Source organism: Bradyrhizobium sp. CCGB20 (genome assembly GCF_024199855.1).
Taxonomy (GTDB): Bacteria; Pseudomonadota; Alphaproteobacteria; order Rhizobiales; family Xanthobacteraceae; genus Bradyrhizobium.
Genome location: NZ_JANADN010000001.1, coordinates 2,159,292 through 2,182,209, shown reverse-complemented (window position 1 = coordinate 2,182,209; position 22,918 = coordinate 2,159,292). Strand labels below are relative to the sequence as shown.

Annotated in this window: 19 protein-coding genes; 10 read left to right on the top strand and 9 right to left on the bottom strand. The window is 63.5% G+C overall.

Going from position 1 to position 22,918, the window contains the following annotated elements; genetic code table 11:
* Positions 1 to 107: 107 nt before the first annotated feature.
* Complete coding sequence (locus NLM15_RS09950; RefSeq protein WP_254116784.1) at positions 108 to 1,250, top strand: S9 family peptidase; 1,143 nt, start codon at positions 108 to 110, stop codon at positions 1,248 to 1,250.
* A gap of 33 nt (positions 1,251 to 1,283) precedes the next feature.
* Here NLM15_RS09950 and NLM15_RS09945 read toward each other — a convergent pair whose 3' ends face one another.
* Complete coding sequence (locus NLM15_RS09945; protein WP_254116783.1) at positions 1,284 to 2,099, bottom strand: response regulator; 816 nt, start codon at positions 2,097 to 2,099, stop codon at positions 1,284 to 1,286.
* Positions 2,100 to 2,392: 293 nt separating this feature from the next.
* Here NLM15_RS09945 and NLM15_RS09940 point away from each other — a divergent pair, with 293 nt between their 5' ends.
* Both NLM15_RS09940 and NLM15_RS09935 read left to right on the top strand, forming a co-directional pair.
* Positions 2,393 to 3,550, top strand: coding sequence for an acyltransferase (locus tag NLM15_RS09940; protein WP_254116782.1), 1,158 nt, complete (start codon positions 2,393 to 2,395; stop codon positions 3,548 to 3,550).
* 95 nt (positions 3,551 to 3,645) lie between these two features.
* On the top strand, positions 3,646 to 4,494 hold the full coding sequence (locus NLM15_RS09935; RefSeq protein WP_254116781.1) for an MBL fold metallo-hydrolase: 849 nt from the start codon (positions 3,646 to 3,648) through the stop codon (positions 4,492 to 4,494).
* An 18-nt stretch (positions 4,495 to 4,512) separates the two neighbouring features.
* On the opposite strand, the gene NLM15_RS09930 is transcribed toward NLM15_RS09935, so the two are convergent.
* The 5 genes from NLM15_RS09930 to NLM15_RS09910 all read right to left on the bottom strand — a co-directional run bounded on the left by NLM15_RS09930 (position 4,513) and on the right by NLM15_RS09910 (position 10,182).
* Positions 4,513 to 5,397, bottom strand: a complete 885-nt coding sequence (locus tag NLM15_RS09930; protein ID WP_254116780.1) for an aldose 1-epimerase family protein — start codon at positions 5,395 to 5,397, stop codon at positions 4,513 to 4,515.
* A gap of 105 nt (positions 5,398 to 5,502) precedes the next feature.
* Entirely contained in the window at positions 5,503 to 6,816 is a 1,314-nt protein-coding gene (locus tag NLM15_RS09925; protein ID WP_254116779.1) for a UDP-glucose/GDP-mannose dehydrogenase family protein, read from the bottom strand.
* Positions 6,817 to 6,992: 176 nt separating this feature from the next.
* Positions 6,993 to 7,934, bottom strand: coding sequence for a GDP-L-fucose synthase (locus NLM15_RS09920; RefSeq protein ID WP_309144924.1), 942 nt, complete (start codon positions 7,932 to 7,934; stop codon positions 6,993 to 6,995).
* Complete coding sequence (gene gmd, locus NLM15_RS09915) at positions 7,915 to 8,985, bottom strand: GDP-mannose 4,6-dehydratase (protein ID WP_254116778.1); 1,071 nt, start codon at positions 8,983 to 8,985, stop codon at positions 7,915 to 7,917. The genes NLM15_RS09920 and gmd overlap by 20 nt, the downstream gene beginning before the upstream one ends.
* A gap of 177 nt (positions 8,986 to 9,162) precedes the next feature.
* Positions 9,163 to 10,182: an NAD-dependent epimerase gene (locus tag NLM15_RS09910; protein WP_254116777.1), complete on the bottom strand. Its 1,020-nt coding sequence runs from the start codon at positions 10,180 to 10,182 to the stop codon at positions 9,163 to 9,165.
* Between the two features lie 279 nt (positions 10,183 to 10,461).
* On the opposite strand from NLM15_RS09910, the gene NLM15_RS09905 reads away from it, so the two are divergent.
* The gene (locus NLM15_RS09905) at positions 10,462 to 11,577 is read left to right on the top strand and encodes a glycosyltransferase family 1 protein (RefSeq protein WP_254116776.1); all 1,116 of its coding nucleotides are present in this window, start codon (positions 10,462 to 10,464) and stop codon (positions 11,575 to 11,577) included.
* An 82-nt stretch (positions 11,578 to 11,659) separates the two neighbouring features.
* Entirely contained in the window at positions 11,660 to 12,820 is a 1,161-nt protein-coding gene (locus NLM15_RS09900) for a glycosyltransferase (protein ID WP_254116775.1), read from the top strand.
* An 11-nt stretch (positions 12,821 to 12,831) separates the two neighbouring features.
* Here the strand turns inward: NLM15_RS09900 and NLM15_RS09895 are convergent, their stop codons facing one another.
* Positions 12,832 to 12,975, bottom strand: a complete 144-nt coding sequence (locus NLM15_RS09895; protein WP_254116774.1) for a hypothetical protein — start codon at positions 12,973 to 12,975, stop codon at positions 12,832 to 12,834.
* 538 nt (positions 12,976 to 13,513) lie between these two features.
* On the opposite strand from NLM15_RS09895, the gene NLM15_RS09890 reads away from it, so the two are divergent.
* From NLM15_RS09890 to NLM15_RS09870, 5 genes are all read left to right on the top strand, one after another.
* Positions 13,514 to 14,743, top strand: coding sequence for a polysaccharide biosynthesis/export family protein (locus NLM15_RS09890; RefSeq protein ID WP_254116773.1), 1,230 nt, complete (start codon positions 13,514 to 13,516; stop codon positions 14,741 to 14,743).
* 159 nt (positions 14,744 to 14,902) lie between these two features.
* The gene (locus NLM15_RS09885) at positions 14,903 to 16,195 is read left to right on the top strand and encodes a hypothetical protein (RefSeq protein WP_254124196.1); all 1,293 of its coding nucleotides are present in this window, start codon (positions 14,903 to 14,905) and stop codon (positions 16,193 to 16,195) included.
* Positions 16,111 to 17,424, top strand: a complete 1,314-nt coding sequence (locus NLM15_RS09880) for a glycosyltransferase family 4 protein (RefSeq protein WP_254116772.1) — start codon at positions 16,111 to 16,113, stop codon at positions 17,422 to 17,424. Before NLM15_RS09885 ends, NLM15_RS09880 begins: the two co-directional genes overlap by 85 nt.
* Before the next feature lie 58 nt (positions 17,425 to 17,482).
* Positions 17,483 to 18,694 (top strand): glycosyltransferase family 4 protein, encoded by a 1,212-nt coding sequence (locus NLM15_RS09875; RefSeq protein WP_254116771.1) that lies wholly within the window; start codon positions 17,483 to 17,485, stop codon positions 18,692 to 18,694.
* A gap of 71 nt (positions 18,695 to 18,765) precedes the next feature.
* Positions 18,766 to 20,157: a hypothetical protein gene (locus NLM15_RS09870; protein WP_254116770.1), complete on the top strand. Its 1,392-nt coding sequence runs from the start codon at positions 18,766 to 18,768 to the stop codon at positions 20,155 to 20,157.
* 93 nt (positions 20,158 to 20,250) lie between these two features.
* Here the strand turns inward: NLM15_RS09870 and NLM15_RS09865 are convergent, their stop codons facing one another.
* Together NLM15_RS09865 and NLM15_RS09860 are read right to left on the bottom strand one after the other, a co-directional pair.
* On the bottom strand, positions 20,251 to 21,474 hold the full coding sequence (locus tag NLM15_RS09865; protein ID WP_254116769.1) for a glycosyltransferase family 4 protein: 1,224 nt from the start codon (positions 21,472 to 21,474) through the stop codon (positions 20,251 to 20,253).
* Positions 21,475 to 21,628: 154 nt separating this feature from the next.
* Positions 21,629 to 22,609, bottom strand: a complete 981-nt coding sequence (locus NLM15_RS09860; protein WP_254116768.1) for a hypothetical protein — start codon at positions 22,607 to 22,609, stop codon at positions 21,629 to 21,631.
* Between the last annotated feature and the right edge of the window lie 309 nt (positions 22,610 to 22,918).

The window sequence follows — 22,918 nt, the reverse complement described above, 5'->3', positions numbered from 1 at the left end:
GCATAGCATCGGGCAGCCCCCCGCCAAGAGCACAACACGCGCGACGGGCTGGCCGTTCCTGAGATCATGCTATGGTCTTTCAGATCGGGGCTTTTTCGAGTCGGGGCATGACGTTGTTTCACAGGCTCTTGGTTCTTCTGATGGCCTGGCTTGCGACGGCCGGCATCGTGCCCAATGCGATGGCTGCGGAGTTCTACACGGAAGACCTGCGCATTCCGATGACGGAGGCCGGGCCGCAGGGGCTGGAGGCCTTTCTGGTCCGGCCGGCCGGAACGAAGCGCTATCCGCTCGCGCTGCTCAGCCACGGCTCGCCGCGCAAGTTCGAGGACCGCGCGACCATGTCGGCGCATAAATATTACGGCATCGCGCTGGAATATGCCCGGCGCGGTTTTGCCGCGCTGATCGTGATGCGGCGCGGCTATGGCACCTCGCCCGGCGGGCGCGTCGACAGCGTCGGTGGCTGCGCGAATGCCGCCTATCTGCCGGCGGCGGCGGTCGCGGTCGCGGATTTGCGCGCGGCGATCGACGCGATGGGGCGCAGGGCCGACGTCACGACATCGGGCATGATCGCGGCCGGCCATTCCGCCGGCGGGCTCGCCACCGTCGCGCTGACCGCGCAGGCGCCCGCAGGTCTCGTCGCCGGGATCAGCTTTGCCGGCGGCCGCGGCTCGCGGGATGACGACGACGTCTGCAATGAGGATGGGCTGGTGCAGGCATTTGCCACGTTCGGCAAGACGTCACGCGTGCCGATGCTGTGGGTCTATGCGAGCAACGATTCATTCTTCGGTCCCGATCTCGCGCGCCGCCTCTATGGTGGATTTCGCGGCAACGGTGGTAACGCGGAATTCATCGCGGCGCCGCCCTATGGCGACGACGGCCACTATCTCTATTCGGTGGTGGGCCGGCCGCAATGGACGCCGTATCTCGACGCCTTCCTGCGCGAGCGCGGGCTCGGTCATGACATGTTGAGCCCGCCCGATCCACTGCCGCCGCCGAGCCAGCTCAACGAGGCCGCGCGCGCCGAATTCTCGCGCTATCTCGCCAGCACCATGCCGCACAAGGCTTTTGCGGTGTCGCCGAACGGCGGTTACGGCTGGCGCTCGGGGCGCGCCACGGTCGACGACGCCCGGCGCGACTCGCTTGGCGCCTGCATGAAATGGTCGCCGACCTGCACGCTGTATGCGGTCGATGACCGGCTGGCCGGGACCGCGCAAAGGGCATCGACGGACCAGAGCGCCCGCGCGCGATAGGCGCGAGGGCGATCGGATCTTCGAACGATGGGGCTAGAGCCGTTCGCTGAGCGCGAGCTTGTAGCCGACGCCGGTGACGGTCGCGATCACGGGCGTGCCGCTGCCGACGAGCTTGCGGCGCAGCCGCGCCACCAGCGCATCGACCGTGCGGATGTCGACCTCGGCCTGGCGGTTGCTGACGACCTCGATCAGATAGTCGCGGCTGAGCGGCCTGCCGTCGGCGCCGACCAGCGCCGCGAGCAGGTCGAACTCGGCGCGCGTCAGCGCCACCGGCTTGCCGTCGCTGCCGAGCAGCTCGCGCCGCGTCAGGTCGATGATCCAGTCGCCGAAAGCGATCGAATTGTGGTTGCGCGCCGCCTTGCGGTCGATCGAGCGCCGCCGCAGCACGCTGCGCGCGCGCGCGAGCAGGTCGCGCAGATTGATCGGCTTGGTCACGTAATGGTCGCCGGCGATCTCGAGGCCGAGGATGCGATCGACATCGGTGTCGCGGCGCGTCACGAAGATGATGCCCGCATTGCTGGTCGCCTGGATCTCCTTGGCGAGCTCGAAGCCGTCGCCATCTGGCAACTGCACGTCGAGGAAGACGAGATCGGTGCGCGAGCGCAGCGCCTGGCGGCATTCCGCGCAGGAGCCGGCGCCGACCACGTCGAAATTGTTCTCGTTGAAATAGCCGACCAGCATCGTCCGCGTCACGGGATCGTCTTCGACGACGATCAGCCGCTCGCGGCCGGCAGGCCTTGCTTCCTGACGTGCGGAATCAGACACGTTGTTGGATGTCCTGTGTGCTTGCGGGCCGGCTTGAAAACCCAAGTCGTCACGCAGCGCACCGTCATGTGAACGTACATTCACGACTTATTCGAGCCCCCGAAATTGCCTGCCGGATACTAGGCGTGTTGTGCAGCCCGAACAATATTGGTCATGATCTTGGCACATTAAGTATGAATTGGCCCACAATTCTCATCGCGCGCATCATCATGCCGGCGTGGTCCGGGCGAGCGCCGGCCGGGCCCCTCGCCCCCCGACCCCGCACATTCGGTTCCGGACTCAACCGCTGGTTAACGTAAAGAGAGTCTTCGGCTACGGAAAATCCGGCCGTGCCTCTATGGTCCCCATTGCAGATGCGAAACCACGGAGCAGGCGCGATGCATGGGCAGGCCCGGTTGGCTGCCGGACGAACCGACCAAGGCGTAACGCCCTTCGGCCGCTCGCACACGCTCGACGTGCTGCGCGGCCTCGCCATCGTCGGCGTGATGGCGATCCACGTTTCGCAATCCTTTCCGTCAAATATCCACGCCGTCGACTACGCCCTCATGTGCGGCTGGACCGGCGTCAACGTGTTCTACTTCGTCAGCGCCATGACGATGTGCCTGATGTGGACGCAACGCACCGAAACCAGCCCGACGCGCAAATTCTACATCCGGCGCTTCCTGCGCATCGCGCCGCTGTTCTGGCTCGCGATCCCGGTCTACCTCCTCCTCAACGGTACGGGTCCGAGCTACAACGCGCCCAACGGCATCGGGCCGCTGCAGGTGATCCTGACGGCGACGTTCCTGCACGGCTTCTGGCCGGACAGCATCAACAGCGTCGTGCCGGGCGACTGGTCGATCGCGGCAGAGATGATTTTCTATCTCGTCTTCCCGTTCGTGATCACGGCGTTCGGGTCGCGACGCCATCTCTATCTCGCGCTCGCGATCGTGCTGCATCTCGTCAATGTCTGCCTGTTCAAGCCGTTCGCCTTCGCGCTGTTCTCGGCCTATTACGGACCCGGCCACGAGGCCTTCGTCTGGAACGCGCTGCACCTCAGCTTCCTGAACCAGTTGCCGGTCTTCCTCGTGGGATGCGCGCTGTTCTTCTCGCTGCGCGACGGCTTTGCGAAATCGGATGCCGCGATCTTCGCGGTCTTCATCGCGCTGTCCTTCGTCGCCGACCGCGCGACCGGCTCGCACGAATTCAACTATCTGATGATCAACCTCGTGCTCGGCGCGCTGGTTGCCGGCTGCATCAAGCTTGCGATCCGCTTCCAGCCGATCGAGGCGCTCGGCCGCAATTCCTATTCGATGTATTTATCGCACTTCGCGGTGATCTACGGCCTGCGCCAGGTCTGGCCGCTGGTGGACGGGCTGGTCTCGCTGCTGATCGCCTATGCCGTCACCGCCGCGCTCAGCTACCTCGTCGCGCGCGCGACATGGCATCTGGTCGAACGGCATGCGCAGGACCTCGCGCATCGCCTGACGTCGGCGGGATCGGGCCGTTCAACCATCCGGCCGACCGTCGCCGCCACGGCAACGAGCATGCGTTAAGGCCCTGCTGCCGCAGCCTGCCCCTGACGCGGCTTGCCTCGCCTGGGCCTTCGAATCTACTCTGCGCGCCGAAATCTGCACGCTGGAGTAGGCCCATGGAAGTCATCCTGCTCGGCACAGGCGGCCCGCGTCCGGACCCGCGCCGCATGGCGACGACCACGCTGATCAGGCTCGGCGAGGAGAACATCCTGTTCGACGCCGGCCGCGGCGTCACGGTGCAGCTGAGCAAGGCCGGCGTGCCGCTCAGCGCCATCAACACCGTCTTTCTCACCCATCACCACTTCGACCACATCGGCGACCTCTACGATGTGATGCTGAATTCGTGGATGCATGGGCGCAAGGACGATCTGCGCATCTATGGGCCGCCCGATACCGAGCGGCTCGTCAACACGCTGGTCACGCAGGTCTACGACAAGGACATCGCCTGGCGCGATCAGGGCGAGCCGACTTTTGGCGGCTGGAAGCCGGTGGTCGCGACGGACATCGTTCCCGGCCCCGTTCTCGACACCGGCCGCTGGAAGATCAGCGCCGAGCTCGTCTCGCACGGTGACGGCCTCGACATGTCGCCGGCGTTCCTCGCACGCTGGATGTGTCTCGGCTACCGCTTCGAAGCCGACGGCAAGGTCATTGCGATCTCCGGCGACACGGTCCCCTGCCCCGGTCTCGAGCGGCTGGCTGAGGGAGCCGACCTGCTGGTCCAGGTCTGCTTCCTCGCAACGCCGGAGATCAACAACGAACACTTCCGCCGGCTCGCGAAATACACGATCGCCTGCGGCGACACCGTCGGCAAGGTCGCGGCCAAGGCCGGCGTCAAGAAGCTCGCGCTGACCCATCACCGCCCCCGCACCGACGATACCATGCTCAACGCGCTGCTCGCGGATGTCAGGCAGGACTATTCGGGTCCCGTCGTGCTCGGCGAGGACCTCACGCGGATCGAGGTGTGAGAGCCGCGGAGGCCGGCCTCAGGACGACCCGACTTCGATCCGGTACGACAACTGCTCCTCCGCGCCGGGCGCGATGTGCATCAGGCCCGGCTTGTCGTTGAATTCGCCGTCGTAGCCGGCGGGACTGGCATAGCCGCGCCAGGGCTCGATGCACAGAAACGGCGCGCCCGACGGCTTCGACCAGACGCCGAGTTCGCGAAAGCCGCGCCATGACATCTTGAGCCAAGCTCCGGTGCCCTGCGTAGCGGCGTAACGCACGGAACGGCTCTCGACTTTGTCGAAGATGATCGCGTCATCGGCGAAGAGGCGTTCGGACAAGGGCAACACCGTGCCGTTAACGGGACTTGGCTCCGCTGCCGCGCGCAGCAAGCCGCCGTCGAGACGGCGGACGGGAGACGGCTCTGCGTTCGCGAAGGTGAGCGCGTAGCTCTCCTTCGCCATTTCAGGCTGAAGCGGCCAGTTGAAAGCGGGATGGCCGCCGAGCGAGGCCGGCAATGGCTCGTTGCCGGTATTGGCGATCGTGAGCGAGAGATCGAGACCGGATTCATCGATCGTATAGGCAGCCGTCAGCTGGAATGCGAACGGATAGAGCGCGCGCGTTGCTTCGCTGTCTTCGAGCACCAGCGTGCAGCGGCTCGCGTCCCGCGCCCCCCACGCAAAGCGGCTGTCGCGCGCAAAGCCGTGCTGGGTCATCCGGTACGTCTTGCCCCGGTGCCGCAGCTCGTCATTGGCGAGACGCCCGACGATCGGAAACAGCAGCGGCGCGTGGCGCGGCCAGGCCGGCCCCGCCTGCCAGACGAATTCGACGCCGCTGCCGTCGTTCAGCGAGCACAGCTCGGCGCCATGCGCCTTGATGGTCGCGGCGAGCCCGCCGCTCCGGATCGTGTGCGTGTCGTCGGTCATGACAATCTCCATGGCGGCAGCCGCGACCGGATCATATCGCATCAGAAACGATTTCGCCCGTCTCGCGATGAGACGGGCGAAGATCAGCTCGTCGCTGGCGCGGCGCTAGGCCTGGGACGACCGCCCGACGCTCTCATAGACGAAGCCGGCGGCTTCCATGTCTTCGGGACGGTAGATGTTGCGCAGATCGACGACGACGGGCTGCGTCATGGTCGTCTTCAGCCGGTCGAGATCGAGCGCGCGGAACTGGACCCATTCGGTGACGATGACGAGCGCATCGGCGCCTTGCGCGCAGGAATAGGCGTCCTCGCAATAGGTGATGTTCGGCAGCTCGCCCTTGGCCTGCTCCATGCCGACGGGATCGAAGGCCTTGACCGTCGCGCCCATGTCGATCAGGCCGGTGACCAGCGGGATCGACGGCGCATCGCGCATGTCGTCGGTGTCGGGCTTGAAGGTGAGGCCGAGCACGGCGATGGTCTTGCCGCGCAAGCTACCGCCGAGCGCCTGGCCGACCTTGCGCGCCATCGCGCGCTTGCGGTTCTCGTTGACCGCCAGCACGGATTCGACGATCCGCAGCGAGACGTCGTAGTCCTGCGCGATCTTGATCAGCGCCTTGGTGTCCTTCGGGAAGCACGAGCCGCCGAAGCCCGGACCGGCATGCAGGAACTTGGTGCCGATGCGGTTGTCGAGGCCAATGCCGCGCGCGACCTCCTGCACGTTGGCGCCGACCTTTTCGGAGAGGTCCGCGATCTCGTTGATGAAGGTGATCTTGGTCGCGAGGAACGCGTTCGCGGCATATTTGATCATCTCGGCGGTGCGGCGCGCCGTGAACATCAGCGGTGCCTGGTTCAGCGACAGCGGACGATAGACGTCGCCCATCACCTTGCGGCCACGCTCGTCGGAGGTGCCGACGACGATGCGATCGGGATATTTGAAGTCGCGGATCGCCGCGCCCTCGCGCAGGAATTCGGGATTGGAGGCGACGACGACGTCGGCCGACGGGTTGGCCTCGCGGATGATGCGCTCGACCTCGTCGCCGGTGCCGACCGGAACGGTCGACTTGGTCACCACGACCGTGAAGCCCGACAGCGACTGCGCAATCTCTTTCGCGGCGGCGTAGACATAGGACAGGTCGGCGTGACCGTCACCGCGGCGCGACGGCGTGCCGACCGCGATGAAGACGGCATCGGCATCCGCGACCGGCTTCGACAGGTCGGTGGTGAAGTCGAGCCGCTTGGCCTTCACATTGGTCGCGACCAGCTCGTCGAGGCCGGGCTCGTAGATCGGGATCTCGCCGCGATGGAGCGCTGCGATCTTCTTCTCGTCCTTGTCGACGCAGGTGACGTCGTGACCGAAATCCGCAAAGCAGGCTCCGGACACCAGTCCCACATAGCCCGTTCCGATCATCGCGATTCGCATGAAAAACTCTTTCCGTTGAAGACGGATGTTCCACCGAACACCCTAGACCATTTCTCTATCCGGCCGCACGCCCAACATTAGGGCAGGTTGCGTCGCGTACCGAATAAACCTTAACCGCCGCGCGTGACAGGCGTTGCGGATGACTCCTGAAATACGCGACATGCAATTGCTGCATTCTACGTATGCGACAGGTACGCTTCGTAGGCGCGCTTCAAGCCATCCTCGAGCGAGGTCGTGGCCCGCCAGCCGAGCTTTGTGAGACGGCTGACGTCGAGCAGCTTGCGCGGTGTGCCGTCGGGGCGCGAGGTGTCGAAGCCGATCTCGCCGCCGTAGCCGACGATGTCAGCCACGACGCGCGCGAACTCGGCGATGGTGATATCCTCGCCGGTGCCGATGTTGACGAGGCCGGCGCCGGAATAGGTCTTCATCAGGTGCACGCAGGCATCCGCCATGTCGTCGACATAGAGGAACTCGCGCCGCGGCGTGCCGGTGCCCCACACCGCGACACGCTTTGCGCCCGCGACCTTCGCCTCGTGGAAGCGGCGGATCAGCGCGGCAACGACGTGGCTCAGTTCCGGATGATAATTGTCGCCGGGGCCATAGAGATTGGTCGGCATCACGCTGATGAAGTCGCTGCCATACTGGCTGCGATAGGCCTCCGCCATCTTGATGCCGGCGATCTTGGCAATGGCATAGGGTTCGTTGGTCGGCTCCAGCGGGCCTGATAGCACCGAATCCTCGCGCAGCGGCTGCGGCGCCAGTTTTGGATAGATGCAGGACGAGCCCAGGAACATCAGCTTCTCGGCGCCGTTCCGATGCGCCGCCTGGATCACGTTCGCCGCGATCGCGATGTTGTCGTAGATGAACTCGGCGCGCAGCGTGTCGTTGGCGACGATGCCGCCGACCTTGGCGGCGGCGAGGAAGATCACCTGCGGCCGCACCTTCGCGAACCAGTCGAACACGGCGGCCTGGTTGCACAGATCGAGCTCGCGCCGGTCGACCGTGACGAGCTGCACGTCCTCCCGCGCCAGCCGGCGCGCAATCGCGCTGCCGACCATGCCGCGATGGCCGGCGACATAGACGGTCTTGCCCCTCAGCTCAAACGGTGCGCTTGCCACGGCCGGCGTCCCGTTTTGCCTCCGCCAGATCGCTGGCCATCATCTCCTGGACGAGTTCGGCAAAGCTGCGCTTCGGCTTCCAGCCGAGCTTGTCCCGCGCCTTGCTGGCATCGCCGACGAGGAGATCGACCTCGGTCGGACGGAAATAGGTCGGATCGATCCTCACCACCGTCTTGCCGCTCTTCGCATCGACGCCGGTCTCCTCGACGCCCGTCCCGCGCCATTCGATGCGGCGGCCGACATGCGCAAAGGACAGCTCGACCATCTCGCGCACCGAGCGCATCTCGCCGGTGGCGAGCACGAAGTCGTCGGGCGTGTCGGCCTGGAGGATCATGTGCATGCCCTCGACATAGTCCCTGGCATGGCCCCAGTCGCGCTTGGCCGAGAGATTGCCGAGATAGAGCGTGTCCTCGAGCCCGACCTCGATGCGCGCGACGCCGCGCGTGATCTTGCGGGTGACGAAGGTCTCGCCGCGGATCGGGCTCTCATGGTTGAACAGGATGCCGTTGGACGCGAACATGCCGTAGGCTTCGCGGTAGTTCACCGTGATCCAGTAGCCGTAGAGTTTTGCGACGCCGTAGGGCGAGCGCGGATAGAACGGCGTGGTCTCCTTCTGCGGGATCTCCTGCACGAGGCCGTAGAGCTCGGAGGTCGAGGCCTGGTAGAACCGCGTCTCTTTCTCCATGCCGAGGATGCGGATCGCTTCCAGCAGGCGCAACACGCCGATGGCGTCGGCATTGGCGGTGTATTCCGGGCTCTCGAAGCTGACGGCGACGTGGCTCTGGGCGGCCAGGTTGTAGATCTCGGTCGGCCGGATCTGCTGCACCAGGCGGATCAAATTGGTCGAGTCCGTCATGTCGCCATAGTGCATCAGGAACGGCACGTTGCCGACATGCGGGTCCTGGTAGAGATGGTCGACCCGCGCGGTGTTGAACGAGGACGAGCGCCGCTTGATGCCGTGCACGACATAGCCGAGCGACAGCAGATATTCGGCGAGATAGGCGCCGTCCTGACCGGTCACACCGGTGATGAGAGCGATCCGCTCAGCCATGATCCGCTCAGCTTTGGGCCTGCGCCTGGTTCCGGGTCAATGAGGTTCAGAGGACGGGATAACCACCGTTCGCGCCCGCTGACAAGGTCGCCGGCGGCCAAAAGCGCAAGAACCGGCACAAGAACCAGCCTAAGAACCGGCGTTCCCGGCCGGCGCGCGGTGCCGTCGATCGCAGGATCAGACGCCGTGGTACTCTCGATACCATTCGACGAAGCGGCCAAGGCCGTCCGCGATTGACGTCGACGGCGAGAAACCGACATCGCGCTGGAGCGCTGAAATATCGGCGCGCGTCTCCAGGACGTCGCCGGCCTGCATCGGCAGCAGCTTGCGGATCGCGGGCTTGCCGATGATCTTCTCGAGCGTCTCGACGAACTCGATCAGGTTGACCGACCTGTTGTTGCCGATGTTGTAGACGCGATACGGCGCATAGCTCGTCGAGTTTTCCGGCTGCTCGGCTTTCCACGCGGGATTCCGCGTCGCGGGCCGATCGAGCGTGCGGATCACGCCTTCGACGATGTCGTCGACATAGGTGAAGTCGCGCCACATGTCGCCATTATTGAAAATCTTGATCGGCTCATTCGCGAAGATCGCGCGCGTGAACAGATAGGCGGCCATGTCGGGCCGGCCCCACGGGCCGTAGACGGTGAAGAAGCGAAGCCCGGTCACCGGCAGCTTGTGAACATGCGCGAACGTATGCGCCATCAGTTCGTTGGCCTTCTTGCTCGCGGCATAAAGGCTGACCGGATGGTTCACCGAGTGCTCGGTCGAATACGGCAAGGTGCGGTTGGCGCCATACACCGAGCTCGACGAGGCGTAGACCAGATGCGCCAGGCCATGGCGCCGGCCGGCTTCGAGCACGGTGACAAAGCCGTCACAATTGGCGCGGATGCTGGTGATGGGATCGTCGATCGACGCGCGCACGCCGGGCTGCGCCGCCAGATGCACGACGCGATCGGGCGAGACCTCGTCGAAGACGCGCGTCACGGCGTCGAAATCCGAGAGATCGATCTCGTAGAATTTGAACCCTGGATGGTGCTCGAGCGTTGCGAGACGCGCACGCTTCAGCGCGGGATCGTAATACGGAGTGAATGCGTCGATGCCAACGACCTGCTCGCCACGTGCCAACAGTCGTTCACAAACATGCATTCCGATAAAGCCGGCAGCGCCGGTCACGATCACTGGCCGCAAAGTTGTCATCTCGTTCATTCCGCGAAGCATTGCCAGACCAGGACATGAGAGGCAAGGTTTGGACAGTCACGACAATCATCAAATCACTCGGTCCATGTAAGCGCATCGAAATGTGTAGGAAACATGATGGCGTCATGCATCACCGCATGCTATCCGCCTGCGAGGATGCTCTGACGATAGCGCCCACCTGTGCTACACGTCATCGAACGCATATTCGGCGCGATGCCCAGTCTTGAGGCATTGTTCGCGCAAGAGACACGCAACATCCCGCAAAGAAAAAGATCGACTTTGAAACTCTCCATCAACGGCAGGTTTTTGTCACAATCGCTAACGGGCGTGCAGCGCTACGCAGCCGAGATCGTCAAGGCGATGGACCGCTTGCTCGCGAGCGGAGAGGCTCCACAGCAACTGCTGGATGCAGAGTGGCAGATCCTGGCGCCGCCGAATGCGCAGACGCTTCCCGGTCTTCGCCGCATCACCATCAAGCAGGTCGGCTCATTGCAGGGGCACGCGTGGGACCAGATCGATCTGGCGCGCGCCGCGGCCGGCACGCGCCTCGTCAGCCTCGCCAATTCCGGCCCGGTTCTCCACCGCGATCATCTCGTCGTGATTCACGACGCGCAGGTTTTCCGGCGGCCGGACTTCTTCAGCTGGCGCTACCTCGCTTTGCATCGGACGCTCGGCCATCTGCTGGCGCGCACGGCAACGATCGCAACAGTTTCCGCGTTTTCGCGCAACGAACTTGCCGAGGTGCTGTCGCTGGATCCCGCCTCGATTCCCGTCATTGCCAACAGCGCAGAACATTTCGCGACCGTCGCGCCCGACTTTTCGATCATCGACAAGCTGCATCTCGCGCCCCATCAGTTCTTCCTTTTCGTCGGCTCGATGACGAAGAACAAGAATGTCGAGACCGCCATTCGTGCCGCCGAGCGGCTTGGCCGCGCCGAGTTTCCTCTGGTCGTGGTCGGAGGCGACAACAGCAAGGTGTTTGGCGGCGCTGCCGCGGAATCGAGGGCCGGCGTTGTCATCGCCGGGCGGCTGAAGGACGAGGAGATCGCCGCGCTGTTCTCCCGGGCCACGGCGTTCGTGTTCCCGAGCCTTTACGAGGGATTCGGCGTGCCTCCCCTCGAGGCGATGTTCTTCGCCTGCCCGGTCATCGCAAGTTCCGCCGACGCCGTGCGCGAGACCTGCGACGATGCCGCCGTCTATTTCGATCCGCTCGACGCGGACGAGCTGTCGGCACGGATGCGCGAAAGAATCGCGCTCGGCAGGATTTCGCCGGCGGAACAGGAGAAGCAGCGACAGCGCCTGACGACATATTCCTGGGCCAAGTCCGCCGCAGCGATGCTCGAGTTCCTCGCCAAACCGGCGCCGCACACCGCACCCGGTCGCCCGAAACCATGATGCGGCCCAATTATTGCTGCCCAGGAGCGTTAGACGTGCGCCTGCAAGTTCTGGCGTCTTCAAGACAAGGAAGGAATGACCGTTGTCCAGCGGCCTGAAAATTCTGCATGTCGCCGAAACGGTCCGTGGCGGCATCGCGACCTACCTCAACGAGCTGCATCCGCATCAGAGCGCGAGCTTCGGCCGCGGGAACGTCAACTATGTCGTTCCCTCCGACCATCGCGGCGACCTGGTGAATATCGAGGACGACGCCGTCACCACGTTTCCGCGCGACGGCCGCAACGCGGTCGGCCTGTTTCGCATGCTGTTTGCGACCATGCGCGCGGTCCGGCAGCTTCAGCCCGACATTATCCATCTGCACTCGTCGTTCGCCGGGCTCGTGGTGCGCCCGGTGCTCTGGCTCACCTATCGGCGTTCGCGCATCGTCTATTGCCCGCATGGCTGGGCCTTCGGCCGCGAGACCGGCCGTCTCAGCCGCGAGGTCACGAAATTCACCGAGCTCGTGCTGTCGAAATTCACCCACCGCATCGTCTGCATCTCGGAAAGCGAGCAGGCCGATGCCAGGCAGGTCGGAATCGCGGCAAAGCGCCTCGCTCTTGTGCACAACGGGATTTCCAAGCAGCGCCCCGCGCTCGACAAGGGCGCGGCGCCGTGGCGGTCGGACAAGATCAAGGTCCTCTTCATCGGACGCCTCGACCGTCAGAAGGGCTACGATCTCCTGATCGAGGCAGCGCGCGCGCTCGGAGACAAGCTCGACGTGCGCCTCATCGGCGCCTCGGTCGTCAGCAAATTCCGCAGGAGCGACCTGCCCGCCAACGTCTCGTTTCTGGGCTGGATGAACCGCAACCAGATCGAGGCCGAGCTCGACCAGGCCGACATGGTCGCTATACCTTCGCGCTGGGAGGCGTTTGGCCTGGTCGCGATCGAGGCGATGCGGGCGGCCAAGCCGATCATCGCCTTCCGCATCGGCGCCCTGCCGGAGATCGTCGAAGACAATGCGACGGGCGTGCTGTGCGACGAAGTCTCGGCCGAAAAGCTGGTTGAAGGTTTTCGGCGCGCAACCAGGCTGGACCTGCCGGCGGTCGGCCGTGCCGGATATGAGCGATTTGCCAGCCTCTACGACATCGAGCAGACCCACCGCACCCTCAGCCAGGTCTATGCCGACGTCCTGCATGTGCGGACGAGCGAATCCGGGCAGCAGGCGAAGCTGCAGTCCGACGTCCCGAACAATGTGCGATCGTAGCGATCGGCCGATCAGGCCATCCGCCGGGCATCGCCCTGCGCGAACTCGCCGTCATTCACGCGGTTGTCGGAAAAGGACCACGCGATTGCGAACATGACCACCATCGCGCAAGTGAGAAAGCCGGCCGCGAACAGCAGTGATCCGGTGTGCAACATCGTCTTCGCCTTCCCTTTTTGTTTGACCGACCACTAGCCGGATCGGGATTAGGAAGACCTTACGGACACCAGCATGACGCCAGCTTCCAAATCTAAGCGTTAACGGAGGTGGAATCCCCTCGCAGAAATATCGGTCGAACGATCCGGCGAGACCTCAGCCCGAACGCCATGTCCGTCGCAAGACGACGGAAACACAACGCAGGGTAAGCTCACGCTCGAATCCAACACTTGAAGTTTATCGCGATATCATCGCGCGGCGACGCCGTCGCATGTGCAGCTTCATCGCTGCGCGCGGCTGACGCGAGATATCGCAGCCTCATTCGTGACATCGATCTGACACGCGCATGTCTAGTTTGCGAACTGCATAGAAAAAAGATACTCCGCACAAAAATTGGACAGTAATTCGCGCGTATATCGCGGTTCACAAGTTGCAATAAGGTCACAGGCATAAGTGCTTTACCATAAAGTCGAAGACGTAGCAGTGACTCCGCAGCACGGGATTTGTACGGTGATTCCGATTTTAGACGAGTACGAGGGAATGCCGGTGGCTAAGACCGAACGTTTTGATTTCGATTTCGGTATTAGCCGAATCCTTGCCGTTGCTGCGATCAGCGTCTCCTTGACGGGTTGCGGTAGCTTCATTCCATTAGACTCTCCTGATGCCGTCGCAACGCATACAAATGCCGCGCTCATCACCGAGCCAACCGCACCGCTTGCCTATGCCCTGATGCCGGTCAATCCGGCGATCCTGCAGGCGACCAACGCGTTCACGGACTCCTCCGGAATGGTGTTCTCCCGCCTTCCCGGTGGCAACTATCGCGACGTCACGATCGGCATCGGCGACATCGTCACCGTGACCGTCTACGAAGCGCAGGCGGGCGGTCTGTTCATTCCGCGTGAAGCCGGCGTGCGTCCGGGTAACTTCGTGGACATTCCGCGGCAGCAGGTCGACCAGTCCGGCAACATCAACATCCCCTACGCCGGATCGATCAAGGTCGCAGGGCTGACGCCGCGCGCCGTTTCGAACATCATCCGCGAGCGTCTCAAGGACCGCGCCATCGACCCGCAGGCCGTCGTGAGCGTGGCCGAACAGCGCGGCAACCAGATCAGCGTGCTCGGCGAAGTCAACTCGCCGCTCCGCTTCCCGGTCGATCCGGGCGGGATTCGCCTGATGGGCGCGATCGCGCGCGCCGGCGGCCCGAAATATCCGTCCTACGAGAGCACGATCACGATCAAGCGCGAGGGCCGCACCTACAGCGAGACGATGTCCTCGGTGGTGCACAATCCCAACGAGGATGCGCTGCTCGCGCCGGGCGACGTGGTCTTCCTGACCCGCATTCCGCGCGTCTACATGGTGTTCGGTTCGACGCCGTCTCCGGGCTCGATCGGCGGCACCAACAACCGCCGCTTCTCGTTCGAGAACGACAACATGTCGCTGGCTGAAGCCATCGCGAAGGCGGGCGGCCTCGACGGCGCCCGTGCGGACTCCAAGTCCATCTACGTCTACCGTTTCGAGCCCAAGCCGCTGCTGGAGAAGATCGGCATCGCCGTATCCCAGTTCCCGACGAAGACCGTCCCCGCCGTCTACAAGTTCGACATGAGCAAGCCGGACGGCTGGTTCCAGGCGGATACGTTCAGGATGCGCGATCATGACGTGATTTCGGTGGCGGAATCGCCGTCGACCGAATTCATCAAGCTCATGCTCCCGTTGAACGCGGCAACCGCCAACGCGGACAACATCAGCTCGGTGGTCGTGAACTCCAAATAGCCCAACTCAGCGCGCTCAATGACGAGCGCGCAGACAAGGCGGCCCACCGCATTGGGGCCACAGAAGAGTATTAGCCTTGTCGGGTTGACGCGAGCAGGAGTGGACACGAGCGTGACCGAGCAAAACAGGAAACGCGCACTGCGTCGTTTCCGGATGCTGATGTGCGGGCTCTGCATCGCGGCCGGCCTCTCATATCCTGCCAACGCACAGAACGCGCAGCCGCTCGATCAGCGCTTCCTGCTGGGCGTCGGCACGCACCAGGGCCTCGGCGGCGTCACCAGCGCCCGCGGCTACGTGCCCGCGACGGCCGTCAAGCAGATGAAGGAGCTCGGGGTCACCTCGTTCCGCGACGACTTCCCCTGGTCGGATTTCGAGCTGCCCGGCAAGCGGCTCGGCTTCAATGCGCTGAACGGCCGCCTCGAGACCCAGATCAGGACCAGCGGCGGAATCCCGCTGCTCATTCTCGGCACCGGCCATCACCTCGTCCCGAACTCCGATCCGCCGACGACCGACGAAGCGCGCCAGAGATTCGTCACCTATGCCACGGCGGCCGCGCAGGCGGTCGCCAACCGTCGGCCGATCTTCGAATTGTGGAACGAGTACAATCTCAGGGCGCGCGCAGAGCCGCTCTTCACCGTCGAGAACTACGTGACGCTCGCTCGCCTGGTGCAGCCCGCGGTCAAGCAGGCGGTGCCCTCCGCACCCTTCGTGGTGGGCGCGCTCGGCGACGATCCGGGCTGGAAATGGACCGACGCGCTCTTGAAGACCGATGTGCTGCGCATCGCGGACGGCATGTCCATCCACATCTATAACCATTGCTCATCACCGGCCGGGCGCACCGCGGCTGAGGCGATCGAGCGGCTGCAAAATCTTCATCAACGCGTCGCACAGGCGACCGGCAATCCCGACTATCCGATCTATCTGACCGAAACGGGCTGGCCGACGCCAAGCGCGAAATGCGGCGTGACCGAGCAGCTTGCCGCCGACAACATGGCGCAGATCATTCTCTGGGCCTCGACCGCCAGTTCCTGGCTCAAGGGGATATGGCTTTACGAGCTGAAGGACAGCGGGACGAAGCCTGGCGAACTGGAGGACAATTTCGGCATTTATCATTTCGACAATTCGCCGAAGCCCGCCGTGTGTTCCATTCGCGAGAGCTGGGCCTTCATCCGCACCAGCCTGAAGGCAACGCGCACCACGCCCGCGCCGGGCGTCGTGCAGATCCGGAGTGACAGCGGATCGGAAACCAAACTGGCGCTTTGGACGGAGACCGCGTCCAGGCGCTTCGAAGTTCGATTAAAAAATACGGAACCTAATGCCGAGATCAGCTATGTATGTCAGCAAGCGCCGGGCCCTGCCGCCGGCGCGTGGACGGCGCTATCGACAACGCCGTTGCTTGTCAGCATCAAGGGCACGGCCGTGCCGGATTTCGAGATCCGGCCATCGAACTGATGCTGCGGCGAGCTGCTGAATCCGGGGCTACCTTGAAAATACTGATCGTTAACACGCTCTATCCGCCCGAAATCATCGGGGGCGCCGAAGTGTCTGTGTCGCTGCTCGCGGAGGCATTCGCTCAGCGCGGCCACCAGGTGTCGGTGGTCTGCCTTCAGAACAAGCAGGATCGCACCATCGACGAACTCAAGGGCGTGCGCGTCTACCGTGTTCCGATGGACAACGACTACTGGCCGTTCGGCAACGACAGGAAGCCCTCCTCGGTCCAGCGCCTGAAATGGCATCTGCAGGACACCTGGAATCGTAAATCCGCGGCGCGCTTCGCCGAAATTCTCGACATCGAGAAGCCCGACGTCGTCCACACCAACAACCTCACGGGCTTCTCGGTCTCGCTGTGGTCGGAAGCCAAGCGGCGCAACATCAGGATCGTGCACACGCTGCGCGACTATTCCCTGCTCTGCAAGCGCTCGACGCTGTTTCGGGGCGATGCGACATGCGCACAGCGCTGCACCGTCTGCGCCGCCATGACGTCGCCCTATTTGCTGGCCTCGCGCATGGTCGATGCGGTGGTCTCGAACAGCCAGTTCGTGCTCGACCAGCACACCAGGCTGAAATATTTCCCCGGCACGGACAGCCGCGTCATCTTCAACATCGCCGATCCCACCTCCGTGGTGCCGTCACCAGCTTCAAGCTCGGATGATCTGATATTCGGGTTCATCGGCAGGCTCGAGGCTGAAAAAGGTATCGAAGTAGTCCTAAAAGCCGCTGAGCAGCTGCCCGCGGAGGGTTGGCAACTAAAAATTGCCGGAAAGGGGCTTGAGGACTACGTGCGGGGGCTAAAAAGCCGCAGCGGAAGGCAGGTCGAATGGCTTGGCTTTGCCAAGGCAGCCGAATTCTATGCCAGCATCGACGTCTGCCTGGTGAGTTCGGTCTGGCCGGAGCCTCTGCCGCGGACGTTGATCGAAAGCATCAACGCAGGCCGGGCAACAATTTGTTCGACTGCGGGTGGGATTCCCGAAATCGCGGGGTTTTCGAATATGGTTGGGTCTTACGAGCCCAACGATCACAAGCGATTGGGAGAATTGATGCTGAAGGCAGTCAACGAGAGGTCGCGCTGGAAAACCGCCCGGCCTCCCCAGCCAGGATTTGCCGAGAGGTTCTCTGCGGATTCAGTGACCGGACAATATTTGGACGTCTATTTGAACAACAATCGAACCAACCGGCCATAAGCCCAAACGGAGATTTCAGCAAAGCCATTTGGCAAGGATAGCTGGACAGACATTTTCGATGAAGATCCTTATCACGTCATCCCTCTATCCGACGCCGTTGGCACCGAAAGTGGTCGGGGGCGCGGAAACTTTTGTCCGACGCCTCGCCGAGACCCTGGTCGGGCAGAACGGCAGCGTGGAAGTGATACGTGCCGCGTCCGCATCGAACCAGCAGATGGAGACCTGCAACGGCATCGACGTGTATTCGGCGCCCGTGCACAATATCTACTTCCCTTTCGCCAAGCAGCACAGCTCGCCGGTGCGCGGCATCTGGCACGCGATCGAGGACTGGCAGCAGATGTCGGCGCTCGTCGCGGCGCGGATCAAGGCCTTCAAGCCTGACATCCTGCACTCCAACAATCTCTCCGGTCTGACGACGGCGGTGTGGCGGACCGCGGCAGAGATGGGCATTCCGGTCCTGCACACGCTTCACGACTATTACCTCACCTGCCCGCGCTGCTCGCGCTTCTCGGACGGGCACGCCTGCGAATCGAGCTGCATGAGCTGTCAGCTCCTGACCTTTCGCCGTCGCGGGGCGACGCGGCATCTGGACGCCGTCGTCGGCGTCAGCCAGCGCATTCTCGACATCCATACCCAGCTCGGCCTGTTCACGCAGACGCCGTTGAAGATCGTCATTCGCAACGCTTCGACCGCCGACGTCGGCAGCGACGAAAACACGATGATCGACGGCACGGTCACGTTCGGCTTCATCGGGCGACTGACCGAGGAGAAGGGCATCTACAATCTCGTTCGCGCCATCGCGACGATCCCACCCGAACGAATCCGGCTCGTCATCGCGGGCCATGCGTCCGACAGCCAGCGCAAGCACATCAAGAGCCTCGCCCCCAATGCACGGATCGAGTTTCTCGGCTTCGTGCAGCCGAAGCAGTTCTACGAGCAGGTGAATGTCGTGGTCGTACCCTCGGTCTGGGAAGATCCAAGCCCGCTCGTCGTCGCCGACGCGCAAGCCGCCTGCAAGCCCCTGCTCGGCACGCCGTTCGGCGGCATCCAGGAAGCGATCAAGCCCGGCCTGACCGGCTGGTTGACATCTCCCGATCCGGACTCGATCGCCAAGAACATTGTGGCGATCGTCGACGCACCCCAGCAGATCGTGGAGATGAGCGGACGATTGAAGTCGGGCATCGACAAATGGGCCTTTGACGACGTGGTCGCCGGCTATCGCAACGTCTACAACCAGCTCATGCGCGGCCGCGGCATGCCTCGCACCTAGCGCAGGCCGACGCAGATGCCGACGATGCTCTCCAATCATCCCACCATGTTCTCCCTCACGCGTCGCCAGACATGATCAGCCTGCTCGCATTCGGCAGCTATATCTACCAGAGTGCGTCCGCGATCGTTCTGATCTTCGCCGTCAGCCATATCCTCTCGCCGGCCCAGTACACCTCGTTCTCGCTGGCGCTGGCGACGAGCCAGTTGTTCTGCGTCTTCGTGTTCGAATGGCTGCAACTGGCCGGCGTTCGCTTCCTCGCCGCCGCTTCCGGAGAAGAGGCCGCGCGTCTGCGCTTCTCGCTGTTCGCCGCGGGGCTGGTCAGCGCGCTGGTGCTGCTGCTCGTCGGCGCCGTGGCGGGCCTCGTCGGCACGCTCGAGACAAGCGTCGTCGCCCTCGCGCTGGCGATGGCTGTGCTGCAAGGCGCCACCGACCTTTATTTCATGATCGTCCGCGTCTCCGACCGGCTAGGGACCGCATCCGCCCTGCTGATCCTGCGCGCGAGCGTGCTGCTGGCCGGCGCTGTCGCGGGCGCCTTGCTCTACGGCACGGCAGCGGCAACGCTGTGTGGCATGGCCTCGGGCTACGGCGCGGTGCTTCTGATGAGCCTCGCCGTGCATCGCACGTCGCTCCAGCGCGCGTCGCGACATGCATTGCTGACGGACTGGGGCAATTTCTGCCGCTACGGCATCATGGCCGCGGCCGCCTCCGTCATTCACCTCGCCGTGCCCGTCACGCTGCGCCTGATCGTGATCGCCACGCTGGGGCGGGCCTCGACGGGCGCCGCCGGCTTCTCGATGGCGATCGACCTTTTGCAACGCCCGTTCTCCGTCCTGGTGGCCGCCATTCACACGGTCTGCTATCCCAATGTCGTGGTCCGGTTCGAGCGCGGCGTCGACGGCGAAGCGCGCAGGGCGACCGCCCGCATGCTCGAATTCATCCTGTGCGCGACGATCGTGATGCTGGGCGGACTGATCGGCCTGCTGCCCGATGCGGCGCATCTGTTCGTTCCGGCCGATCTGCTGGTCGATTTCCTCAACGCAGCGCCGATTGCCGCGATCTTCTACTTCCTCCACACCCACCTTCAGGCCACGCTCGCGATCGTGCCGCATCTGACCAAATCGGCCACGAGGCTGGTGGTCGTCGCAGCGTGCCAATTGCTGCTCGTGTCGGCGGCATCCTCGATCGGAGCGTTGCTGCACATATCGGTGGCCGGACAGATCGCGAGCGCAGCATTGGCCACGGCGCTCATCATCCTGTTCGCAAGCGGTCCGCTGATCCGGTTCCGGGCAGCGCCACGGGCGCTGCTGATCGTGGAAGCAACCGTCGCGGCCGCCGCGGTCGCCATGCTCGCGGCAGCTCCGTCGGACTCCCTGTTCTGGCTTGCGGGAAAGACCGCCTTTGCCGGCCTCGCCGTCGTGCTGGTGACGTGGCGAGGCGATCTGCTGGCTTCGGCACGCAGCTAGAATTAGAGCGTTTTAGAGCGAAGCGGATACCGGCTCGCGTGAAGAAAGCGCAATCCAGCGCTGCGGTTCTGATGCAATCAGAACCGATAATGCCTAGGCCTTCACCGCATGCGCCAGCGAATTGCCGCTGGCATCGCCGATCAAGCCGTAGATCTTGAGGGTCTCGTCGACCATCGGACCGACGCCGAAATATTGCTGGGCACGCGCCAGGGCATTGCGCGACAGCGCGGCGCGCATCGCCGGATCGGCCACTTTCTCGAGCGCGCCCACAAGCGCATCGACGTCCTCGAACGGCACGATGAAGCCGGTCTGGCCCTGGATGATCTGATCGGTCGCGCCGCCCGCCGGCGTCCTGACCGGCACCAGTCCCGTCGCCATGGCTTCGGCAACACCGAGCGGGAATCCCTCGAACCGGCTCGGCAGCGCGAACACGTCGGCGGCCCAGAGAATTTCGCGGACGTCGCCCATGAAGCCGAGGAACTTGAACGTGTCCTTGTCCTTCTCGTCGGCGAAGGCGAACGACTTGATCTCCTTCTCGCGCTCGGCTCCGCCGCTGCCCACGAAATAGCACTTGATGTCGATCGGCGACGGGCTGGCGCCGTCGCGGATCTTGCGCGCTGCCTTGATGAGGAGGTCGTGGCCCTTCACCCAGGCGAGACGCGCCGCCAGCAGGCACATGAACTCACCGTCGGCGACGCCGAATTTCGCGCGCGCATCGCGGCGCTCGGCATCCGAGGGCGGACGGAAATGCACCGTGTCGACGCCGCCATAGACCTTGGCGATCCGGTTCTTGCCGAACAGCACGTAGCGGCGCAGATGCCGGAGCGATTCCTCCGACATCAGGATGAGGGTGTGGGGAAAGAACAGGTTGAAGAACAGGACCTGGACCGGGCTGAAGGTCGATTGCGGCGCATTCTGCACCTTCTCGATGTTCCCGAGCACCGAGGGATGATAGGTCGCGACGCAGCGCGCGCCGGTGAGCAGCGCGAGCAGCCTGCCCCACATCAGCATGCCCAACCCGTGGACATTGATCACGGTGATGTTGTTCTTCCGGATCAGCTTCAGCAACTGCATGAAGATCGACAGCGAGGGCAGCTTCCGAAGTCCGGGGACGACGAGCCATTCCTTGACGGCCGCCGCCAGCTTCTGGCGCTTGTATTCGGATTTCTCGTCCGAGCGCACGGCGCCGGACACCAGGTGGATCTGCACGCCCCGGCCATGCAGTCCCGTGGCCAAGGTCTCGCAATAGGATGCAATCCCGTCATTGCAATTCACGACCTCAACCAGAAACATGACATTCGGGGCGGGATCCTGCATGGGAATGGCCTTACTCCGTTCGATCAACGACATTTCGGTCAGTGCTTAGCGGCAAATTCCATGCCGTGCCAGCGGTTTGCCCGCAACAGCATTGCGCGCCTAACATATTGACGTTGCGGATCTGCGACACTCCGCCCCGGCATCAGAAGCGGCTTCAAAAGCCGCGTTTCTGAAGCTCGGCGGCTTCCGCCGGGGTGAGCTTGCCCCCGGCAAAACGTGACACGAGATAGAGCGCCACTTTCGGGCGGTTCAGATCGTACATCAGGCCGAAGCGGTTTTCCGGAGGCTTCTTGCCGGGTTCATCGACGATCTCGTAGATGCTGACACTGTCGATCGCTACGTCCTTCTGATCACGGATGGCCGTCAACATGCTGTTCAAATTCTGGAGACAACGCTCGGTTGCAGCATCTCCGGGCGCATTGCCGTAGTCGGGCTTGTAGATCTCGCCACAATTGACCTCGTTGAAGAGGACGTGCCGGCGATAGGAGGCGAGCTTCTTGAACAGATCGAAGCGCGGGTTCCAGCCGTTCCAGGCACGATGCGGGCTTTGTCCCAGCACTTCATAATAGTGATAGGAAATCAGGTCGTAGTGGACGCCGCGCTGCTCCATGAAATCGAGAAAGCCGAACATGGTGGACGTCGTGTTCAGGATCTTCTTGATGTGCAGCCCGCTGTCCTGGTTGATCCGGTCGATCGCGTCGGACGCTCCACGCAGAACGGCGGCCCAGTCCTCCATGGCCGGCATCTCGAATTCCGCAGCGGTCGTTCCGCTACCGAAGAGGCGCTTGTCGTCTCTGCCCCGCGCAACGAGGTTGATCTCGTTCTCCAATTCCCATTGATCGATCTCGTTCTTGAATTGCCGCACGAAGTCGTAGGTCCGGGTGTATCCCTGCTGATACAGGGCGTCGCGATCGCCCGCGGGATAGCGGCCGCCATCGGTGCGGTCGCCCCAACGGAAGGGAAAGCCCAGCACCGGCTGCAGCTTTATCCCGTAAACCTTCGCCAGCCGGACGGCGTTCTCCAGCATCGGACCTTCCGTCTGCTCGGTGTCCTTCGTCAGATTGACGCCGATCCTGAATACCGTGAAGCCTCGCTCCTTCATCACGCGAAAGACCGGCTCCGGATCCTTTCGCATCGATGACGGACTGCTCACGCCCCACTCGAGCGCTTCGGCAGGCAACGATGCCGGCACGCTCATAGCTGCGACAAAAAGGAACGCACTGATCTGCTGGAGAAAGTTCCATCGCATCCGCTTGCTGACTCCCTCGTTGCTTCGGGACATTTCGGAAGACTCCCGTCGAGCGCTCCACGCAGAACAAGTGTCACATTCGAAATTCGATCCGTGTATCTACGGCCAGCCGCTTCTAGGCAATTCGACCTGCTCTGGCCATAGGCTTAATTGCGCTTTAGCAATCGAGCAGAGTTGCCCGTGCGACAAGCAAAT